Here is a 15,732-nt window from a genome sequence, read left to right as displayed (position 1 = left end):
AAAGGATGATACGCTTGCCGCTTACTCCACCTCGGCCAGCCGCTTTTCCCACATCGCCTTGAAGCCGGGCCTTGCCTGCACATGCGCGAGCCAGGCGGCTGTCTTCGGATGGGCATCGAACAGCGGCTGGTAAGCCTGGGCGTAGCGCACGATTTCGGCGAGGTTGATATCGGCGACGGTGAAACGCCCGCCGACGGCGTAGTCGTTGTGGGAAAAGTGCTTCTCCAGCACGCCGAAGGGCCGCGCGAGAATGCGGGCGATCACCTTGGCCTCCTGCTGGCCGGCCTCGGTCGACAAGCGGCCTTCATTGTTGGCGGTGGAGATCTTCAGCGCGTCCGTCTCGATCGAGGTCGCGGCAAACAGCGACCATTGCAGCATCTGCGCTTCCTCGTGGAGATCGCGCGGCGCCATGGGACCGCCCTGCTTCTTCGCCACGTAAAGCGTCTGCGCGAGCGACTCGTTCAGCACCAGCCCGTCGTCTTCGATCGTCGGAATGCTGCCCATCGGATTGATGGCCAGGAATTCCGGCGAGCGGGTGTTGAGCCGAACGCCCTCGGCCATCGGGTCTTTCAACTTGTAGGCCTGCAACACCGGCACCAGTTCGAACGGCAGCCCCAGTTCTTCCAGCAGCCAGAGAATGCGCGTCGCGCGTGACTTGTAGACACCGTAGATCTTCAGCATGCCGGTCTCTCCCGTGAACGATGCGCCGGAGGCTAGCGTGTGCAGGCCGCGCGGAAAAGCCTTCCCCGCTGATGCCACCGATGAAATTCGCTGATGAAAGGACGCGGTTGACACGTCCCCCTTGCCGCCTTATCCGTTTCGACATGGGTCCGCAGTTCACCCAGGCGTCACCGCCCCGAAAAGGGGAGCTAAACCTGCCGTTTCTCGTGTCGACGAAAGCTCGTTTTCCCGTGCCCCGTCGGAAGTCGGTGACCACCGGCCTTGTTGGTTGCTTGCTGAGCAGCCGGGCACGCCCAGGAGAAATGAGATGTCGAGGACGACCCATGCCTTTTCTGCGCCCGATCTGTCGGCGCTGGCCAAAACCCTGAAGCGCGAACTGGATGCCCGGGCCGAACTGCCGGGTCATGTCGAGCTCTTGAACATGCTGACCCGTGCTGTCGGCTTTCGCAACTACCAGCATTTCAAGGCGAGCCGGGCGGCGGAAGATCGGCTGGCAAAGCCGAACGCGATCGAAGCCGAACCGGCCGTCGATTTCCGCCGTGTCGAGCAGACCGCCCGCTGTTTCGCCGGAACGGAGGTGCTTGCCCGCTGGCCGGGCAAGCACAATCAGCAGCAACTGGCGCTCTGGGTCATCTGGTCCTTTCTGCCGACGGGGAGCGAAGTCGTCGAGAAGGATGTGAACGCCGTGCTCATGCGCCACAACGGCTTCGGCGATCACGTGCTGCTCCGGCGGGAACTGGTCAATATGGGCCTTTTGGTGCGCACGCCCGATTGCCGGCTTTATCGCCGCGTGGAGAAGCGTCCGCCGCCTGAAGCACGTGCTCTGATCCGCCTGGTGACCTCGGGGCGCATCGACGGCGCGTGATGAATGGAAAGAGCGGTCCGGCGCGACATGACGCGCCGGCCCCGCGTCCTGTCGGCACGAATAGCGATCAGCCGGCGGCGCTGCGCGGCAGCTTCTGGTCGCCGTCGAGCAGCAGGCTGCTCCAGGACGGAATGGTATTGCCGATGCTGAGCAGGGCCTCCACGGCCGTCCGGTCCATTGGCCGGGCGAAGTAATAGCCCTGGCCCGCCTTGCAATCGAGCGCCAGCAGCTGCTCCGCCTGGCTGAGTTCTTCAATCCCCTCGGCCACCACCCAGATCCCCAGCCCGCGGGCGATCTCCAGCAGGCCGCGCGTGATGACGGCCCCGGCATCGGCTTCCGAAAGCCGCCGCACGAAATATTTGTCGATCTTGATGATATCGACCGGCATGGTCAAAAGATGGGTCAGCGAGGCAAATCCGGTGCCGAAATCGTCGAGGGCAACCTTGATGCCGACATCCCGCATGGCCTGGATCTCGTCGGAAACGACGGTGCCCTTCTGGGTGAGGTAGACGGATTCCGTCACCTCCGCCACGATGGTGCCCGCAGGCAGGCCGTGCCGGTGGAAGGCGTCGATGATCCGCCGCGTCAGTCCGCCCCGATGGAAGTCGGCGGCCGTCAGATTGAAGCCGACCCGCGAGAAGGAAAGCCCCATGGAGCGCCAGCGGCCGCAATCGGCGGCAATGCGTTCCAGCATGCGGTCGGTGATGTCGAGCCCGACATGGGCATCCTTCATCGCCTCGTGAAACTGTGCGGCGGGAATGATCTCGCCGTCCCGCGTCGTCATGCGGCAGAGCGATTCAAAGCCGATGATGCGGCCCGTGGCGAGTTCCACCACCGGCTGGTAGTGGGCGTCGATCCGGTCCTCGCGCAACGCCAGCCCCACCTCCTGCACGGAGCGGAAGCGCTCGACGATCGCCGTGCCCAGGCCGGAATGATATTGCACATACTGGCCGCGCGCCCGTTCCTTGGCATGGTAGAGTGCGTAGTCGGCATTCTGTCGCACCTGATCATGGCCTTCGCCGGCCATGACGACGGCGCCGCCCAGTGTGGCGGCCGGATAGATCAGGTGACCGTCGCAATCCGCAGGCTCCTTGATGCGCTCAATGAGCGTCGTCGCAAGATCGGCGGGTCTGAGCGTATCGATGCAGGGGATGATGACCGCGAATTCATCGCCGCCGAGGCGAAAGGCCATGCCGTCGGGCGCGCTGTCGCCGATCCGGTGCCCCGCGACCCGGATCAGATCGTCGCCGGCGGCGTGGCCAAAGGTGTCGTTGACCATCTTGAGATTGTCGAGGTCGATCAGCAGCAGGCTCCACACCTGGGGCCGTTGCGCGACCCGCGCCAGAACCTCGTTGAAGCGGCTGCGGTTGGGCAGGCCCGTCAGCGCATCGGTCTCGGCCAGGCGTCGCCGCTCGGCAATGCGCTGGTCCCGCTCGATGGCGATGGCCGACAGATGCACGCAGGCGCGCACGATATCCTGCTCTCGATCGGATGGCCCGCGTGCCGTGCGGTAGTAGAAGGCAAAGGTACCAAGCACCTTGTCCCCCGCGATGATCGGCGTCGACCAGCAGGCTTTGAGGCCGAGCGGCAAGGCAAGTCCCTTGTAGGGCTCCCAGTAGGGATGGGATTCGATATCGTCGACCATGACCGGTCGCCCGGTAAAGGCGGCGGTTCCGCAGGAACCGACACCGGGGCCGATCTGGATGCCGTCGATCGCTTCGGTATACTCCAGAGGCAGGGAAGGCCCAGCCAGATGGCGCAAACGGAAGTCGCTATCCAACAGGAGAACGGATGACACGACGTCATGCGCCTGGGCTTCTACTTCCCGGCACAGATAGTCGATGGTCTCCGCAAGCGACTGCCCGGTTGCGATCTTCTCGAGTATCGTGTTCTGCAATTGCAACAGCATGGCGACCGCATGGGTTTCACTGCCGCCATTAACGCCCAGAGTGTTTAATCGTCACTTACGAAAATGTCACAATTCTAATATTGGTTCGCGCAGCCTTAACGAATTTCCGCAAATTCGTGCCATTTCAGGTCACCAACCGGAACCGTCGTGGCGCAAGGTGGCGCATGGCCGCCAGCGTTTCCGCTGGTCTATGGATCTGACGAGCGGATCACGCCGACCGGTTGCCGGAAATTGCCAGATGGGAAAATCCGCCGCCATCGTCGATCAGCTCGCCTGTGCTGCGCTCCGCCCAGCGATAGCCCAGGATCGCGCCGTCCTTGACCTCCTGCAGCACATTGCCGGAGATCACCGTCTGACCGGCACCCTCCACCACGCTCACCCGCATGCCGACACGCGCCTTGCGAATGATGTTGCCGGAAACGACGAGATTGCGCAGATAGGGGCCCCAGCCGAGCATCATGCCGGCGGTCGCGGCGTCCTCGATGACATTGCCGGACACCACGGTATCGGCCTCGACGGATATACCGAAGCCGAAACCGCCGACCTCCTGGGGGTAGGGGCCCTTGTCGACGAGATGGCGGATGACATTGCCCGACACGGTCGACAGCCGCCCGCCCTGGTCGAAATTGACCACACAGATCCCGTTTGCCGCCCCGTCGATCACATTGTCGCCGATGAGAGCCCCTTCGAAGGCAAACTCGGCATAAATGGCGGTCTCGCCTGAGCGAAAACACTGGTTGCCGGTGATCGAGACATTGGAGGCCGAATTCGCCCGGATCGCCGAAAAGGCGCAGTCTGAGACATGGTTGCCGGAAACGATCACATTGTCGGCGCGAAACAGGTTGATGCCATTGCCGTTCTGCCCGGTGCCGCCTTCGGCAGCGCCGATCCGCGCCACCCGGTTCCCGGAAATGACCGTGCCGTCCTCGCCCTGGGTCCAGCGATGCACGAGGATGCCGCCATTGCCGCAGTCGAAAATCGTGTTGTCGCGGATCGCAAACGCCTGGCCTTCGATTGCCCAGATCGCGGAAAGGGCAGCCCCGCTCACCCGGCATCCCTCGATCTGGCCGCCGCATTGCGCCAGATGCAGACCGTATTTCCGGCTGCCGGCCACCTCGCAATCCTCGATCACGACGGAGCCGACATTGCGGAACGACAGCAGCCCCTCGGTATAGTCTGCAAGCCAGCGATTGGCGCCGTCGAAGGTGATGCCGGAGAGGCTGACATGCTTGACGTCCTGGGCCGCAATCAGATGCCCGTCGCCGCGATAGGACAGTCGCGTCAGCCCCGGAACGCCGGTCAGCCGCGTGCCGTCAGGCAGTTCGAGATTGGCAACCTCATAGGTCCCGGCCGGTAGAAACACCGGCTGCCCGGCCTTGGCGGCCGCATCCAGCAGCGCCTGCAGCTTGCGGCTCTGGTCGTCCTCTGCGCCCGGCAGGATGCCGGCCTCCGCCGCGTCGAATCCGCCGCGAAGCTCGGCCATGGCGAGCGTCTGCGCTGAGGCGCGGTTCAGGCCCCCTGTCGTTCCCGACAGGAGAAGAGCACCGAGGCCCGTCAGAATGTCACGCCGTGTCGGCATCGTTCACCTCTTCATGGCGGCGGATGGAGCCGTCCCATGCGCAGGAGACACTGGAGAAGAGGAGCGGGTGGGGCAAGGACAGGCTTAAAACAGTGTTAACGGCGGTGAATGTGTTTTGTCGCCCGCGTCTTCGCCTATCGTCTAACCCTCACACCCTCCCGACTTGCGCCAGATCAAGGAAATCGACGGACAGACGGCTATTCTGATCCTCGAAGGGCCCCGGATGACGATGTCAGCGCCGGAGCGCCCCGACACAGTTCGGAGGTCGGATCATGCTACGTCTTGCTGCGGTTCTTTACATTCTGGTCGCCAGTGCAGTCGGTGGCGCGGCGGTGATCGCGGTGCTGACGCTCGACATGCGTCAGGGCTGGCAGATCGCAGCGGCCTTCGCGGCAGGACTGGTGGTGGCGATCCCGATTGCGGCGCTGCTCGCCCGGCGCATCTACAACGCCTTGCAGGGGCCGAAACCGGTCTGAAAGGTTATCTCTTCGGCACGGGGTGAAAGACTGGTCCTGTCCTGGCGGAACGGGATTGGCGGTGGAAACCAGCCTCGTGACGACCGGCCGGCATTTTCTCGGGGGAGGAGATGCCGGTCGGGTCGTTTTTGCGGGGCACGTGACACGACCCCGCACGATCCCCGGCGCTTACGTCTCATCCTGCTCGAACGTGTCGAGCTGCGCCTCAAGCCCCTGCGTGAACCGCAGATAGAGCCGTGCGAATGTCTCGATCTCCTCCTCAGTCCATCCGCTCGTCGCCTCGATGATCGTCTCGCGCTTGATCGCCTCGATCGCATTGAGCACGCCGCGGCCGGCCTCGGTGATCCGGACCAGACTGCGCCGGCCGTCCTCCTGCGATGCCGCCCGTTCCAGCAATCCCTGGCGCACGAGATCCGCGACGATGCGGCTGCCGCGTGACGGGTCGATCCGCATCTGTTCGGCAATCGCACCGACGGTCGCCTCTTCATGGCTGCCAATTCGCTTGATCACGCCGATCGCGTCGATATCGGAAAGCTCCAGCCCCGTCCCCATCCGCTTCAACGCCATGCGACCGATGAAGCGTCGTCCGATCAGCAGGCGCATGCGTGTCATCGCCTGGCCGACAAGGCCAAGGGCCGTGTTCGATGGCTCCGGCTGCGGGGACGGGCTGGTGGCGTGGCGATCGGGCGAAGAGGAAGCTGTGTTCTGCATGCCAGCACTTTAGCAGCTTCATCCTCTCGCACAAAGCAAAATGCATGCGCTCCGCAAATATATGCTATTGACATATAAATGCTTGCGGCACATTTTGGCGCCCTACAGGAGCCCCCGATCCATGGACAGCCGCACCGACCCCAAAGTCATCCAGCCGGGTTCTCACCCGGCCACCCGACTGGAACCGCATCCTGGCACGGCATCTGCCGCACCGCCGACAGCCGGAGAGGGGCCTCTGGTCACCGACCCGCGCCTGCGCCTCTTCGTCTATCTGTTCCTGATGTCGGCCATGTTCATGGCCACGCTCGACAACCAGATCGTCTCCACCGCATTGCCGACGATCGTCGGGGAATTCGGCGATCTCGAACGCTTCGGCTGGGTCGGTTCGGCCTATCTGCTCACCACCTCGGCCGTCATGCCGCTTTATGGCAAGCTGGGCGACCTCTTCGGCCGCAAATACGTCATCATGGCCGCCATCTCGATCTTCACCTTGGGGTCGCTGGTCTGTGGCCTCGCCGTCTCGATGAACACGCTGATTGCTGCCCGCGTGCTGCAGGCGCTCGGCGGCGGCGGCATCATGGTGTCGATCTTCTCGATCAATGCCGATCTCTTCGAACCGCGCGAACGCGCCCGCTACCAGAGCTATTCCAGCCTCGTGCTGATGGCGTCTGGCGCGCTCGGTCCCGTGCTGGGCGGCACGCTGTCCGATCTCTTCGGCTGGCGCTCGATCTTCCTGGTCAACCTGCCGATCGGCATGGCCGTTTTGACCGGTCTTGCCTTCCTGCTTCCCTATCGCAAGCCGCATCGCAAACCGAAGATCGATTATGCCGGTGCCCTCCTGCTCGCCGGTGCCGTGGCCTCCATCGTCTTCTGGGCCGACAGTGCCCAGCTGTTCGGCGGGCTGCTTGCGCCGCAAAGCCTCGCCATTGTCGCCTTCGGCATGCTCTGCGCCATCGGCTGGGTGCTGGTCGAGCGCCGCGCGCCCGAACCTGTCGTGCCGCTCTCGCTGTTCTCCAAGCCGACCATCAACCTGCTCTTGATCATCTCCATCGTCTCGGGCGCCATCGGCATCGGCTCGGTCAACTACGTCGCGCTCTTCCTGCAGACGACGACCGGCCTCTCGCCCTCCATGGCCGGCCTGCTCTTCATCGCCACAACCGGCGGCATCGCCGTGGGTTCGCTGACCTCAGGCCGCCTGATCGCCAGGTCCGGCCGTTACAAGCCCTTCAGCATTGCCTCGACGGCGCTGGGCGTCATCGGCTTCGGCATCTTCTCGTTCGTCCATGCCGGAACGCCCGTCGTGCTGATTGCGCTGGTCATGCTGCTCCAGGGCTTTGGCGTCGGCATCGGCCAGCAGGTGCCCGTCATCGGCGTCCAGAACGCCGCCTCCCGCGCCGATGTCGGCGCGGCCACCGGCACCGTCACGCTCACCCGCATGGGTGGCGCGGCGATTGCCATCTCGATCTATGGCGCGATCATCGGCACAAGCCTCTCGCATGTCGCGATCCCGCTGGCGGGTGGACAGGACTTCCGCAACCTCACCCCGGAAATCCTGAGCACGCTACCGGACGCCACCCGCGCCCTCGTGGCGAACGCCTATTCCGACGCCTTCGTACCGCTCTTCCTGACTGCGTCGGGCATGATGATCATCGGGCTTATCGCAGCGCTGCTGCTGCCGAACGTCCGCCTTCCCAGCGCCAGCCAGAAAAAGGCCTGATCGTCCGGCCTCAAACTCCGGCACTTGTCAGAATGCAGAAGGCCCCCGCTTGATCGTAAGCGGGGGCCTTCTGCGCAGTGAGGGTAGGAAAGATCAGGCGTCACGCCGCGCGGCGCGTCGTCATGCCAGCCTTGTGTACCTTGAAGCGCGAGATGAGCGCCTTCAGATGCGCCGTCTCGTCGGCCAGACGGTTGGTGCTGGCGGCCGCTTCTTCCACCATTGCCGCGTTCTGCTGCGTCATCTGGTCCATCTGGTTCACCGCCGTGCTGATCTCGTGCAGGCCGGTCGACTGCTCCTGGGCAGCCGTCGCAATCGAGGTGACCTGGCCGGCAATGCCGATGACCCGTGTCTGGATCTCGCGCAGTGCGTCGCCGGTGGTGGTTACCAGCCGAACGCCGGTCTGCACTTCTTCGCCCGACTTGTTGATCAGTGCCTTGATGTCCTTGGCCGCCGTTGCAGAGCGCTGGGCGAGTTCGCGCACTTCCTGCGCGACAACCGCAAAGCCCTTGCCGGCTTCCCCGGCGCGTGCCGCTTCGACGCCGGCATTGAGCGCCAGGAGATTGGTCTGGAAGGCGATCTCGTCGATCACGTTGATGATCTGCGTGATCTCGTTCGAGGCCTGCTCGATCCGGGCCATGGCGGCCGTTGCGTCTTCCACCACGCCCGAGGAACGCTCGGCGAACTGCCGGGCATCGGCCACCATGCGGCTCGATTCCTGCGCCCGCTCGGTCGAGGTCTTCACCGCAACCGTGATCTCCTCGAGCGCCGAGGAGGTCTCTTCCAGCGAAGCGGCCTGGGTCTCGGTGCGCTTCGACAGGTCGTTCGAGGCGTCGCGGATTTCGTCCGCCCCGCCATTGATCGCATCCGACGACTGCCGCACCTCTTCCATCAGCCGGCGCAGCGTCGTCATGGTCTCGTTCACATTTCTCTGCAGCTCGGCAAACACACCCTGATACTGGCCTTCCATGCTTTCGGTGAGATCACCCTGCGACAGGGCGTTGATCACCCGGCCAGTCTCGGCAATGCCGGTATCGACCGATTCCACCAGCGTATTCACATTGGCCGCGAAGGCGTCGAGATCCGGATTGTCGTAGCGCTTGGTGATCCGGTGCGAGAAGTCGCCGGCAACAGCCGCATTGACCACGGTGGCGATGTTCGACTGCAGGTCGGCATTCTTCTCCTGCAGGGCCGCTTCCTGCGCCGCCAGCTGGCGGATCTTGAGCGCATTCTGCTTGAACACGTCGACGGCTTTCGCCATCAGGCCGATTTCGCTTCGGTGATCGAGACCGGGGATCTCGGTCTCCAGCCTGTTGTCGGCCAGCGCGCCCATGGCATGGGTGATCGCGCCGATCGGCCGGGTAATGCCGCGGGCGATGACGAAAGCGATGATGCTGGCGAGAACCACGCCGAGACCGCCAAGCGTCATGCCGGTGATGACCCCGGTTTCCATGGTCGCCTGAATTTCCGGACCCAGCGTATCCTGTGCCTTCTTCAGCTCGACCTTCAGCTGTTCGACGCCATCCGACAGGCTGTTGCCGGTGGTGTTCATCGTGTTGTTGATGATCTCGTTGCGGCTGTTGATGATGTCATCGATCTTCTGCAGCGCGGTATTGTAGGTGCTGAAGTCGTCGATCACTTCCTCGATGCCAGCCTTGTCCTTGTCCGATTTCACCTTCGACAGAGCCTGATCGAGGCCGCCATAGGCAGCCGTCGCGGATTCCAGCGCGGTGTCATGCGCAGCCTTGTTGTTGCTCAGCAGGAACTTGTTGGTGCTCAGTCGCATCGTCGCGACAGCATATTTGGCATCTTCGATCACGGCCGCACTCTGCAGGTCGCCACTGTTTTCCAGTGTCTTGGCGATGGTGCCCAGTTCGGTGGCCATCTCCGGTCCCAGTTTCTCGAAGGTACCGCTGACGATCTCGTCGCGCTGGTTCTGCAGGGCAACGACGTCTTCGAAGGCCTTTGCATAGGTGTCGACCATCGCGTGGAAGCTGCTGATCTTGGCCTTTTCCGCGTCGCTGGTTGAGAGCGCTATCAGGGAATCGATGGAAGCCTTGGTGGCCTTCAGTCGCTCCAGCGCTTCCTGGTGAAGCTCTTCCGTCGGCTCGGCGCGATACTTGCGGAAGGCAAGCCGTGCATCGAGCATGTTGGCCTGGATGCTGCTCGCAGCATTGGTCTGTTTGGCGGCGGCACGGTATTCGCCGAACATCGCCTTGTTGGTGATATTGGCAAAGATACCGCTACCAGCAACCCCGCACAGCACGAGCAGCACGAGGCCGAAGCCGAGATAGATCTTCTGCCCGATTTTCATGTTGTTCAGCATGGAAAACACCCCCAGTGGTTGTCAGCATGGGAGAATTATTAAGGCTAAAATTTAAATAGACTTAAATGTTAGGGAGGGCTTTCTGTGGTTATTCGACTTTTTTTGTTCACTCTGCGGTTGGTCTGCGCCAGATCTGCACGCAAGGCAGAGCGAGCGACGAGCGAAGGCAGCGCGGCGAGGAAATGGCCCCGCACATGGCTTTGCACGCCATGCCCCATCCCGGCATAAGCTTCGCGCCAGCCGCAGCTGACAGGTTGCCGCCAACGACGTCAGTCTGAATCGGTGCCGCATGTCCAAGCTTTCTCGCTCTTTCGCCGCAAGGCCGCAGTCTTCTCTTGTCGGGCGTGCCTTGGCGCTCGGGTTCGGCACGGCCCTGACGGCCTCGCTCTCAGGCTGCATCCTGGTGCAGGACACCAGCCGCATGAACATCGACGTCTTTCAGGACGAGGTTTCGCCCGTCTGGTACGATCCCGCCCGCACGCCGCCGGCGGCCGACCAGACGGCGCCGCAGAGGCGCAATCTCTACCAGACCCAGTTCCATCAGACCTATGGCCTGCCCGTTTCCAATCCGCTGCACAAGGTCATGTATGGGGTCTTGTCGGATGACGGTCATACCCTGCCGGCCATCCCGCTGGATCGCGTCGATTCAGGTTTGCTGCGCAACGAGGTCTCCTACGAGACGGCGGAAGCGCCCGGCACCATCGTGGTGGATACCAAGGCGCATTACCTCTATCTGGTCAAACCCGGCGGCAAGGCGATCCGCTATGGTGTCGGTCTCGGCAGGGATGGCTTTGCCTGGTCGGGCAGGGGTGTCATCCAGCGCAAGGCCAAGTGGCCGCACTGGACGCCATCCGACGAAATGGTCGAGCGCCAGCCCGGCCTGAAAACCGTGTCCGCAGCACGCGGCGGTCTGGTTGCCGGTCTCAACAATCCCCTCGGCGCCCGCGCGCTCTACATTTACCAGGACGGCAAGGACACGCTCTACCGCGTCCACGGCACGCCGGACTGGCAGTCCGTCGGCAAGGCCACGTCGTCCGGCTGCGTGCGCATGTTCAACCAGGATGTCATCGATCTCTTCGACCGCGTGCCGGAACGCACGCCGATTGTTGTCATTTAGCGACACTCATTTGCGACCTTGCCCTCTCTCCAAAACGTGAAGGGCGCAATCGGTTGCGTTAACGGCTCCTTTCCTGTTTGCATCGCACCATCGCGGAACAAAGCGCCGGCTCCGGCGTCTTCTGTCCGCCGCTTTGCCACAGGAAATTTGAGAACATATGTCCCCCGCACATCCTCTGACGCGCCGATCCCTGCTGTCACTGACAGGACTTGGCGCCGCAAGCCTGCTCGCCAGCTGCACCACCTCGCGGCCGCTTCCCCCCGGCCTGAGCCTTGATGGCCCGGTCGTTCCGGCCGCTCCCGCCGGCCGCACGCCCGAACTCGACGCCATGTATGGCGAGATCTATGACGGCGGCTTCGTCATTCCGGCCGTTCCCTATTGGAAGATCCCGCCGCGCTTCTATCGCCAGCAGGTGATCGATCCGACCGGCGAGGCCCCCGGCACCGTCGTCGTCGACACCCCCGGCCGCTTCCTCTATCTCGTCGAAGCCGGCGGCACGGCCATGCGCTACGGCGTCGGCATCGGCCGCGACGGCTTCTCCTGGGGCGGCGCCGGCGTCATCCAGTGGCGTCAGAAATGGCCGAAATGGACCCCGCCGGACGAAATGATCGGTCGCCAGCCGGAACTCGAGAAATATTCGTCGCGCAACGGCGGCATGCCGCCGGGCCTGTTGAACCCGCTCGGCGCCCGTGCGCTTTACATCTTCCAGAACGGCCAGGACACGCTTTACCGCCTGCACGGCAATCCCGAATGGAACTCCATCGGCAAGGCTGTCTCGTCGGGCTGCGTGCGCCTGCTCAACCATGACATCATCGACCTCTACGAGCGCGTGCCGACCAAGGCGCGGATCATCGTCCGGCAGTAGTCGGACGGGTTACGCCGACCCTCCCCATGACGGCAGTGCCGATCGGGGAGGGGCCTGGCTCCCCCTGAATGCGGCGATGGCCAGGCACACGCCCGTTATCTGCAGCGCCGCGCCAAAGCCTTCCGCCACCGTCGGCCACCGACCTTCGAACCCGAATCCATAGCCGAGACCGAACATCGTTTCGGCGACGACGAGTTGCGCGGCAAGCGCCAGCGGCAACCGGTTCGACGCGACGGTCCAGCACCAGGTCGCAAGCCATGATCCGGCTAGGCCCATCAGAATTGCCCATCCGGCAAAACGCAGGATGTCTGAGCTGGATGCCGTCTGGATAAGGTCGAAAGATCCGAGCGGCAGCAGCATAAGACTGCCGATGGCAGAACCGATGCCCTGCAGTCCGGTCCATTGCAGCCCGTTCGGCGCGTCGGCGGATCGCATCACCGCCGCATTGACGAGGCCATAGGTGATCCAGATGCCGAGTGCCGCCGTGCTGAGCAGCAACCCGCCGACGATCGGCATTGTCTCGCTGACGCCTGCGTCCTTGATCGTCGCCCCATTCACCAGCGCGACGCCGATCGCGATCAGCGTGAGCGGCAAGGCAAGACGGGACCAGGCGATGGAGCGGTCGCGCAGATTGGCAATGATCGCCAGAAACACCGGCATCGTGCCAATGATGATGGGCGGTATCGCGGCCCCGGCCAGTTGCACGGCGAAAGCGGCACAGACAAAGTAACCGACATATCCTGCGCCGCCGAGCAAGAGCCCGGTGAGGATCCGCCCGGGCGCCAGCCCCCTAGGCCGGAATCGTCGATCAATCATCAGCAACAAACAGGCCAATCCGAACACGCCGTAGCGCGCCATGGTCAGGTCCCAGGTGGTGAACGGTGCGACCGCGCGGGGTGCCACAAAAGTCAGGCCCCATAAGGCGCAGGTCATCAGGCCGGCCATGATCCCGTAAAACATGAAAGTCTCCTTCTGGAGCCATCATGCAAGGGCGCTCTGCCGAATTCTATGGAAATTGAAAGGCATTTTGCGTAATCTTCTCCCTATGTCGAAGGTAGAAAGCCCCAAAAACGTCCGAAACGGAAAATCATCTCTGGACGACGCCGACGCCCGCATTCTCGCGGCGCTCGATGCCGATGCCCGTCTGTCCATGAGTGAACTCGCGCGCCTGATCGGCATGTCTGCCCCCAGCGTTTCGGAGCGCGTTCGTCGGCTGGAAGCCGCCGGCGTTATCAGGGGTTTCACCATCGATCTCGACACGCGGGCCATCGGCTATCAGATCCGGGCCATGGTCCGTATCCGGCCGCTGCCTGGCAAGCTGCATCTGGTCGAGCGGATGATCCAGGAACGGCCTGAATTCATCGAATGCGACAAGATCACCGGCGATGATCCGTTTCTGGCGCGTCTCGTCGTCCGTTCGATCGAGGAGATGGACGATGTGCTGGAAGCTTTGTCCGAGCATGCGGTGACCAGCACCGCCGTGATCAAGGGCACATCGGTCAAGCGGCGATTGCCGCCCCTGTAGAGTTTGGCCAAAACCAACAAACCCCGCCATCGCTGGCGGGGTTTGTCGTTTCAAGGCAGGCACTTACGCTGCCGCAACCGGATCCGGTTCAGGCCGCCTCAAGCGCCTTTTCGATCGCCTGAACGGAATGGCCGGTCAGGTCCTTGTCGAGTTCGCCGACCAAAACGGCCGAAAGCTGCTTGTGATAACCCTTGCGCATTTCGCCAAGCGTCCGGGGCGCCGCGATGATCACCAGGCTGGTGATCCTGCCGTCCAGAACCTGCCGGTTCAGCATCTCGGTCACGCCATTGCTGAACCCGTCTTCGTCCTGCTGGCTGTCGTCGGGATTGGCGGCGCTGCTCTGATGGCGCGCGCCCGAGGCGATCTTCGAGGCGTCGATCTCGTCCTGCGGCAGGGCCGTCAGCTTGATGTCCAGGGGCGTGCCCTCGTTCTGGAAAAGGCTGAGCTTCGTGCCATCGGCAACCGCGATGACGGTATTCTGCGGAATATGCATCTGTGTTCTCCTGTTTGCGCGAGGCGGTATCCACCGAAGGTGCAGGGACCGCAGGGTGCGAGGGGTCAACCCCTGACGGGAAAGTCTGTTCCTCCAGATGTGCCGGCATGGATGGACGATCTCTCCGTTTCGCTTCGCGGATCGCCGGCCTGCAGGCGCATCCGGGCCGCCTCCACCTGAAAACGGATTTCGTCACGGTCCATCGGGATGCAGGCGCATTGTTCTCCCGCCTGGCCCAAGGCTTCGATCTGCGCGGAGAGCGCCTCGCGCTCCGCCTCAAGCACGGCCGGACCCACAAGATCGGCAAGCCGGATCGCCATGCGGGTCAGGATGGCCGGGTGGTCGGCACCCGCCTGGCGGATCGGGCGAAAGCCGGCATCCATCAGGCCCCTCAAATCCGTCCGGCTGACGAGCAGACGCAGGGCGCCATGGTCGTCGCGATATTCCGCCGGCTGGACCGCCCGGCCGATCTGACACTCCACCGCAGCGCTGATGCGGTCGATCACGGCGAGCGCCGTGAACGGGTCGTTGATGCCGGGCGACAGCGCCCGGACGGCGATTTCGGTCAACTGCCGGATGCCGAATTCGAGATCCTGCGCCGGCGTCCGCTCCGCTCCGATGGTGAAAGCCGCCCGGATGCTGTCGAGAAGGGCGTCATCAGGGGCTTTCTCGGTAAACACCTGCACATGACCGCCTGCGGCCAGCACGTAGTGCCCGGCCCGCACATTGACGGCCATCCGGATATCCTCGCTCACCGCCAGATCGAGGAGCCGCTGATAGTCGACCACCTGCACATGCCCGACCTTGCCGATCGCGAGGGTGTGGAAGGGGCCGGCAAAGCGGGCGCCGAGCGGTTCGTGTTTCGGCGTGTCCGGCGGTGGCAAGACGCTGTCCATCGTTGCCAGCATGTCGGTGTAGAGCGCGTTGACGATATTGTCGGCAATGATCGAGCGCGCGACCTTGTGGATGTAGAACAGCAGGGCCAGGAGGCAGAGCACGGTCAGCACGCTGCCGGCGGTGATCGCGAGATGCGGCACGCCCGTGGCGCCGAGTTGGTCGGTGACGCTGCGCAGCACGATGATCAGGTAGAGAATGGTGCCGATGAACAGGCCGAGCACCGTCTGGATCTGCCGGTCGGCCATGAAGCGTGAGATCAGCCGTGGCCCCAGCTGGTTGGCGGCCAGTGTCAGGATGACGAAGGTGACCGAAATGACCAGCGAGGTCATGGTCATCAGGCCGGACAGCAGGCTGCTGAGCAACTGCCGGCCGGTCTCGGCATCGCCGCTATAGAGCCACCAGAGATGCCCGGAGCCTGCGGATGCCAGGCGATTGCCGAACAGGATGAGGATCACGGCGAGTGCTGCCGAACCGACGGTAAAGATCAGGGGCAGAAGCCAGAGCTTGCCCTGCAAAAGAGCGAGGAAATTGCGGGTCTTGTCCATTGTTCCACAACGCGCCACTCCGGCTTTCG

General features: G+C 63.4%; 14 protein-coding genes. 6 read left to right on the top strand and 8 right to left on the bottom strand.

Annotated elements, in window-relative coordinates; translation table 11 throughout:
* Positions 1-21: 21 nt before the first annotated feature.
* On the bottom strand, positions 22-681 hold the full coding sequence (locus DMY87_RS01295) for a glutathione S-transferase family protein (RefSeq protein ID WP_110789485.1): 660 nt from the start codon (positions 679-681) through the stop codon (positions 22-24).
* 307 nt (positions 682-988) lie between these two features.
* On the opposite strand from DMY87_RS01295, the gene DMY87_RS01290 reads away from it, so the two are divergent.
* A complete protein-coding gene (locus DMY87_RS01290; RefSeq protein WP_110789484.1) occupies positions 989-1,546 on the top strand; it encodes a DUF2087 domain-containing protein in 558 nt (185 codons plus the stop codon).
* Positions 1,547-1,613: 67 nt separating this feature from the next.
* Here the strand turns inward: DMY87_RS01290 and DMY87_RS01285 are convergent, their stop codons facing one another.
* A complete protein-coding gene (locus DMY87_RS01285) occupies positions 1,614-3,455 on the bottom strand; it encodes a putative bifunctional diguanylate cyclase/phosphodiesterase (protein ID WP_110789483.1) in 1,842 nt (613 codons plus the stop codon).
* 208 nt (positions 3,456-3,663) lie between these two features.
* A complete protein-coding gene (locus tag DMY87_RS01280; RefSeq protein ID WP_110789482.1) occupies positions 3,664-5,034 on the bottom strand; it encodes a TIGR03808 family TAT-translocated repetitive protein in 1,371 nt (456 codons plus the stop codon).
* A gap of 272 nt (positions 5,035-5,306) precedes the next feature.
* Between DMY87_RS01280 and DMY87_RS01275 the strand changes: the two genes are divergently transcribed.
* Positions 5,307-5,510 (top strand): hypothetical protein, encoded by a 204-nt coding sequence (locus DMY87_RS01275; RefSeq protein ID WP_110789481.1) that lies wholly within the window; start codon positions 5,307-5,309, stop codon positions 5,508-5,510.
* Positions 5,511-5,678: 168 nt separating this feature from the next.
* On the opposite strand, the gene DMY87_RS01270 is transcribed toward DMY87_RS01275, so the two are convergent.
* Positions 5,679-6,221 (bottom strand): MarR family winged helix-turn-helix transcriptional regulator, encoded by a 543-nt coding sequence (locus tag DMY87_RS01270; RefSeq protein WP_110789480.1) that lies wholly within the window; start codon positions 6,219-6,221, stop codon positions 5,679-5,681.
* Between the two features lie 121 nt (positions 6,222-6,342).
* Between DMY87_RS01270 and DMY87_RS01265 the strand changes: the two genes are divergently transcribed.
* Complete coding sequence (locus tag DMY87_RS01265; RefSeq protein ID WP_110789479.1) at positions 6,343-7,938, top strand: MDR family MFS transporter; 1,596 nt, start codon at positions 6,343-6,345, stop codon at positions 7,936-7,938.
* A gap of 100 nt (positions 7,939-8,038) precedes the next feature.
* On the opposite strand, the gene DMY87_RS01260 is transcribed toward DMY87_RS01265, so the two are convergent.
* The gene (locus DMY87_RS01260; protein WP_110789478.1) at positions 8,039-10,261 is read right to left on the bottom strand and encodes a HAMP domain-containing methyl-accepting chemotaxis protein; all 2,223 of its coding nucleotides are present in this window, start codon (positions 10,259-10,261) and stop codon (positions 8,039-8,041) included.
* Positions 10,262-10,550: 289 nt separating this feature from the next.
* Between DMY87_RS01260 and DMY87_RS01255 the strand changes: the two genes are divergently transcribed.
* The gene (locus DMY87_RS01255; protein WP_110789477.1) at positions 10,551-11,378 is read left to right on the top strand and encodes a L,D-transpeptidase; all 828 of its coding nucleotides are present in this window, start codon (positions 10,551-10,553) and stop codon (positions 11,376-11,378) included.
* Between the two features lie 157 nt (positions 11,379-11,535).
* Positions 11,536-12,243 carry a L,D-transpeptidase gene (locus tag DMY87_RS01250; RefSeq protein WP_110789476.1) on the top strand — a complete coding sequence of 236 codons (708 nt, stop codon included), beginning with the start codon at positions 11,536-11,538 and terminating at the stop codon, positions 12,241-12,243.
* A gap of 9 nt (positions 12,244-12,252) precedes the next feature.
* On the opposite strand, the gene DMY87_RS01245 is transcribed toward DMY87_RS01250, so the two are convergent.
* The gene (locus DMY87_RS01245; protein WP_110789475.1) at positions 12,253-13,203 is read right to left on the bottom strand and encodes a DMT family transporter; all 951 of its coding nucleotides are present in this window, start codon (positions 13,201-13,203) and stop codon (positions 12,253-12,255) included.
* An 85-nt stretch (positions 13,204-13,288) separates the two neighbouring features.
* On the opposite strand from DMY87_RS01245, the gene DMY87_RS01240 reads away from it, so the two are divergent.
* Complete coding sequence (locus DMY87_RS01240) at positions 13,289-13,768, top strand: Lrp/AsnC family transcriptional regulator (protein WP_110789474.1); 480 nt, start codon at positions 13,289-13,291, stop codon at positions 13,766-13,768.
* Between the two features lie 88 nt (positions 13,769-13,856).
* Here the strand turns inward: DMY87_RS01240 and DMY87_RS01235 are convergent, their stop codons facing one another.
* Entirely contained in the window at positions 13,857-14,261 is a 405-nt protein-coding gene (locus DMY87_RS01235; protein WP_110789473.1) for a host attachment family protein, read from the bottom strand.
* 65 nt (positions 14,262-14,326) lie between these two features.
* A complete protein-coding gene (locus tag DMY87_RS01230; protein WP_110789472.1) occupies positions 14,327-15,703 on the bottom strand; it encodes a DUF2254 domain-containing protein in 1,377 nt (458 codons plus the stop codon).
* Between the last annotated feature and the right edge of the window lie 29 nt (positions 15,704-15,732).

It is taken from the genome of Peteryoungia wuzhouensis (assembly GCF_003205195.1).
Lineage (GTDB): Bacteria > Pseudomonadota > Alphaproteobacteria > Rhizobiales > Rhizobiaceae > Allorhizobium > Allorhizobium wuzhouense.
This window is presented reverse-complemented; position numbering and strand designations above follow the sequence as displayed.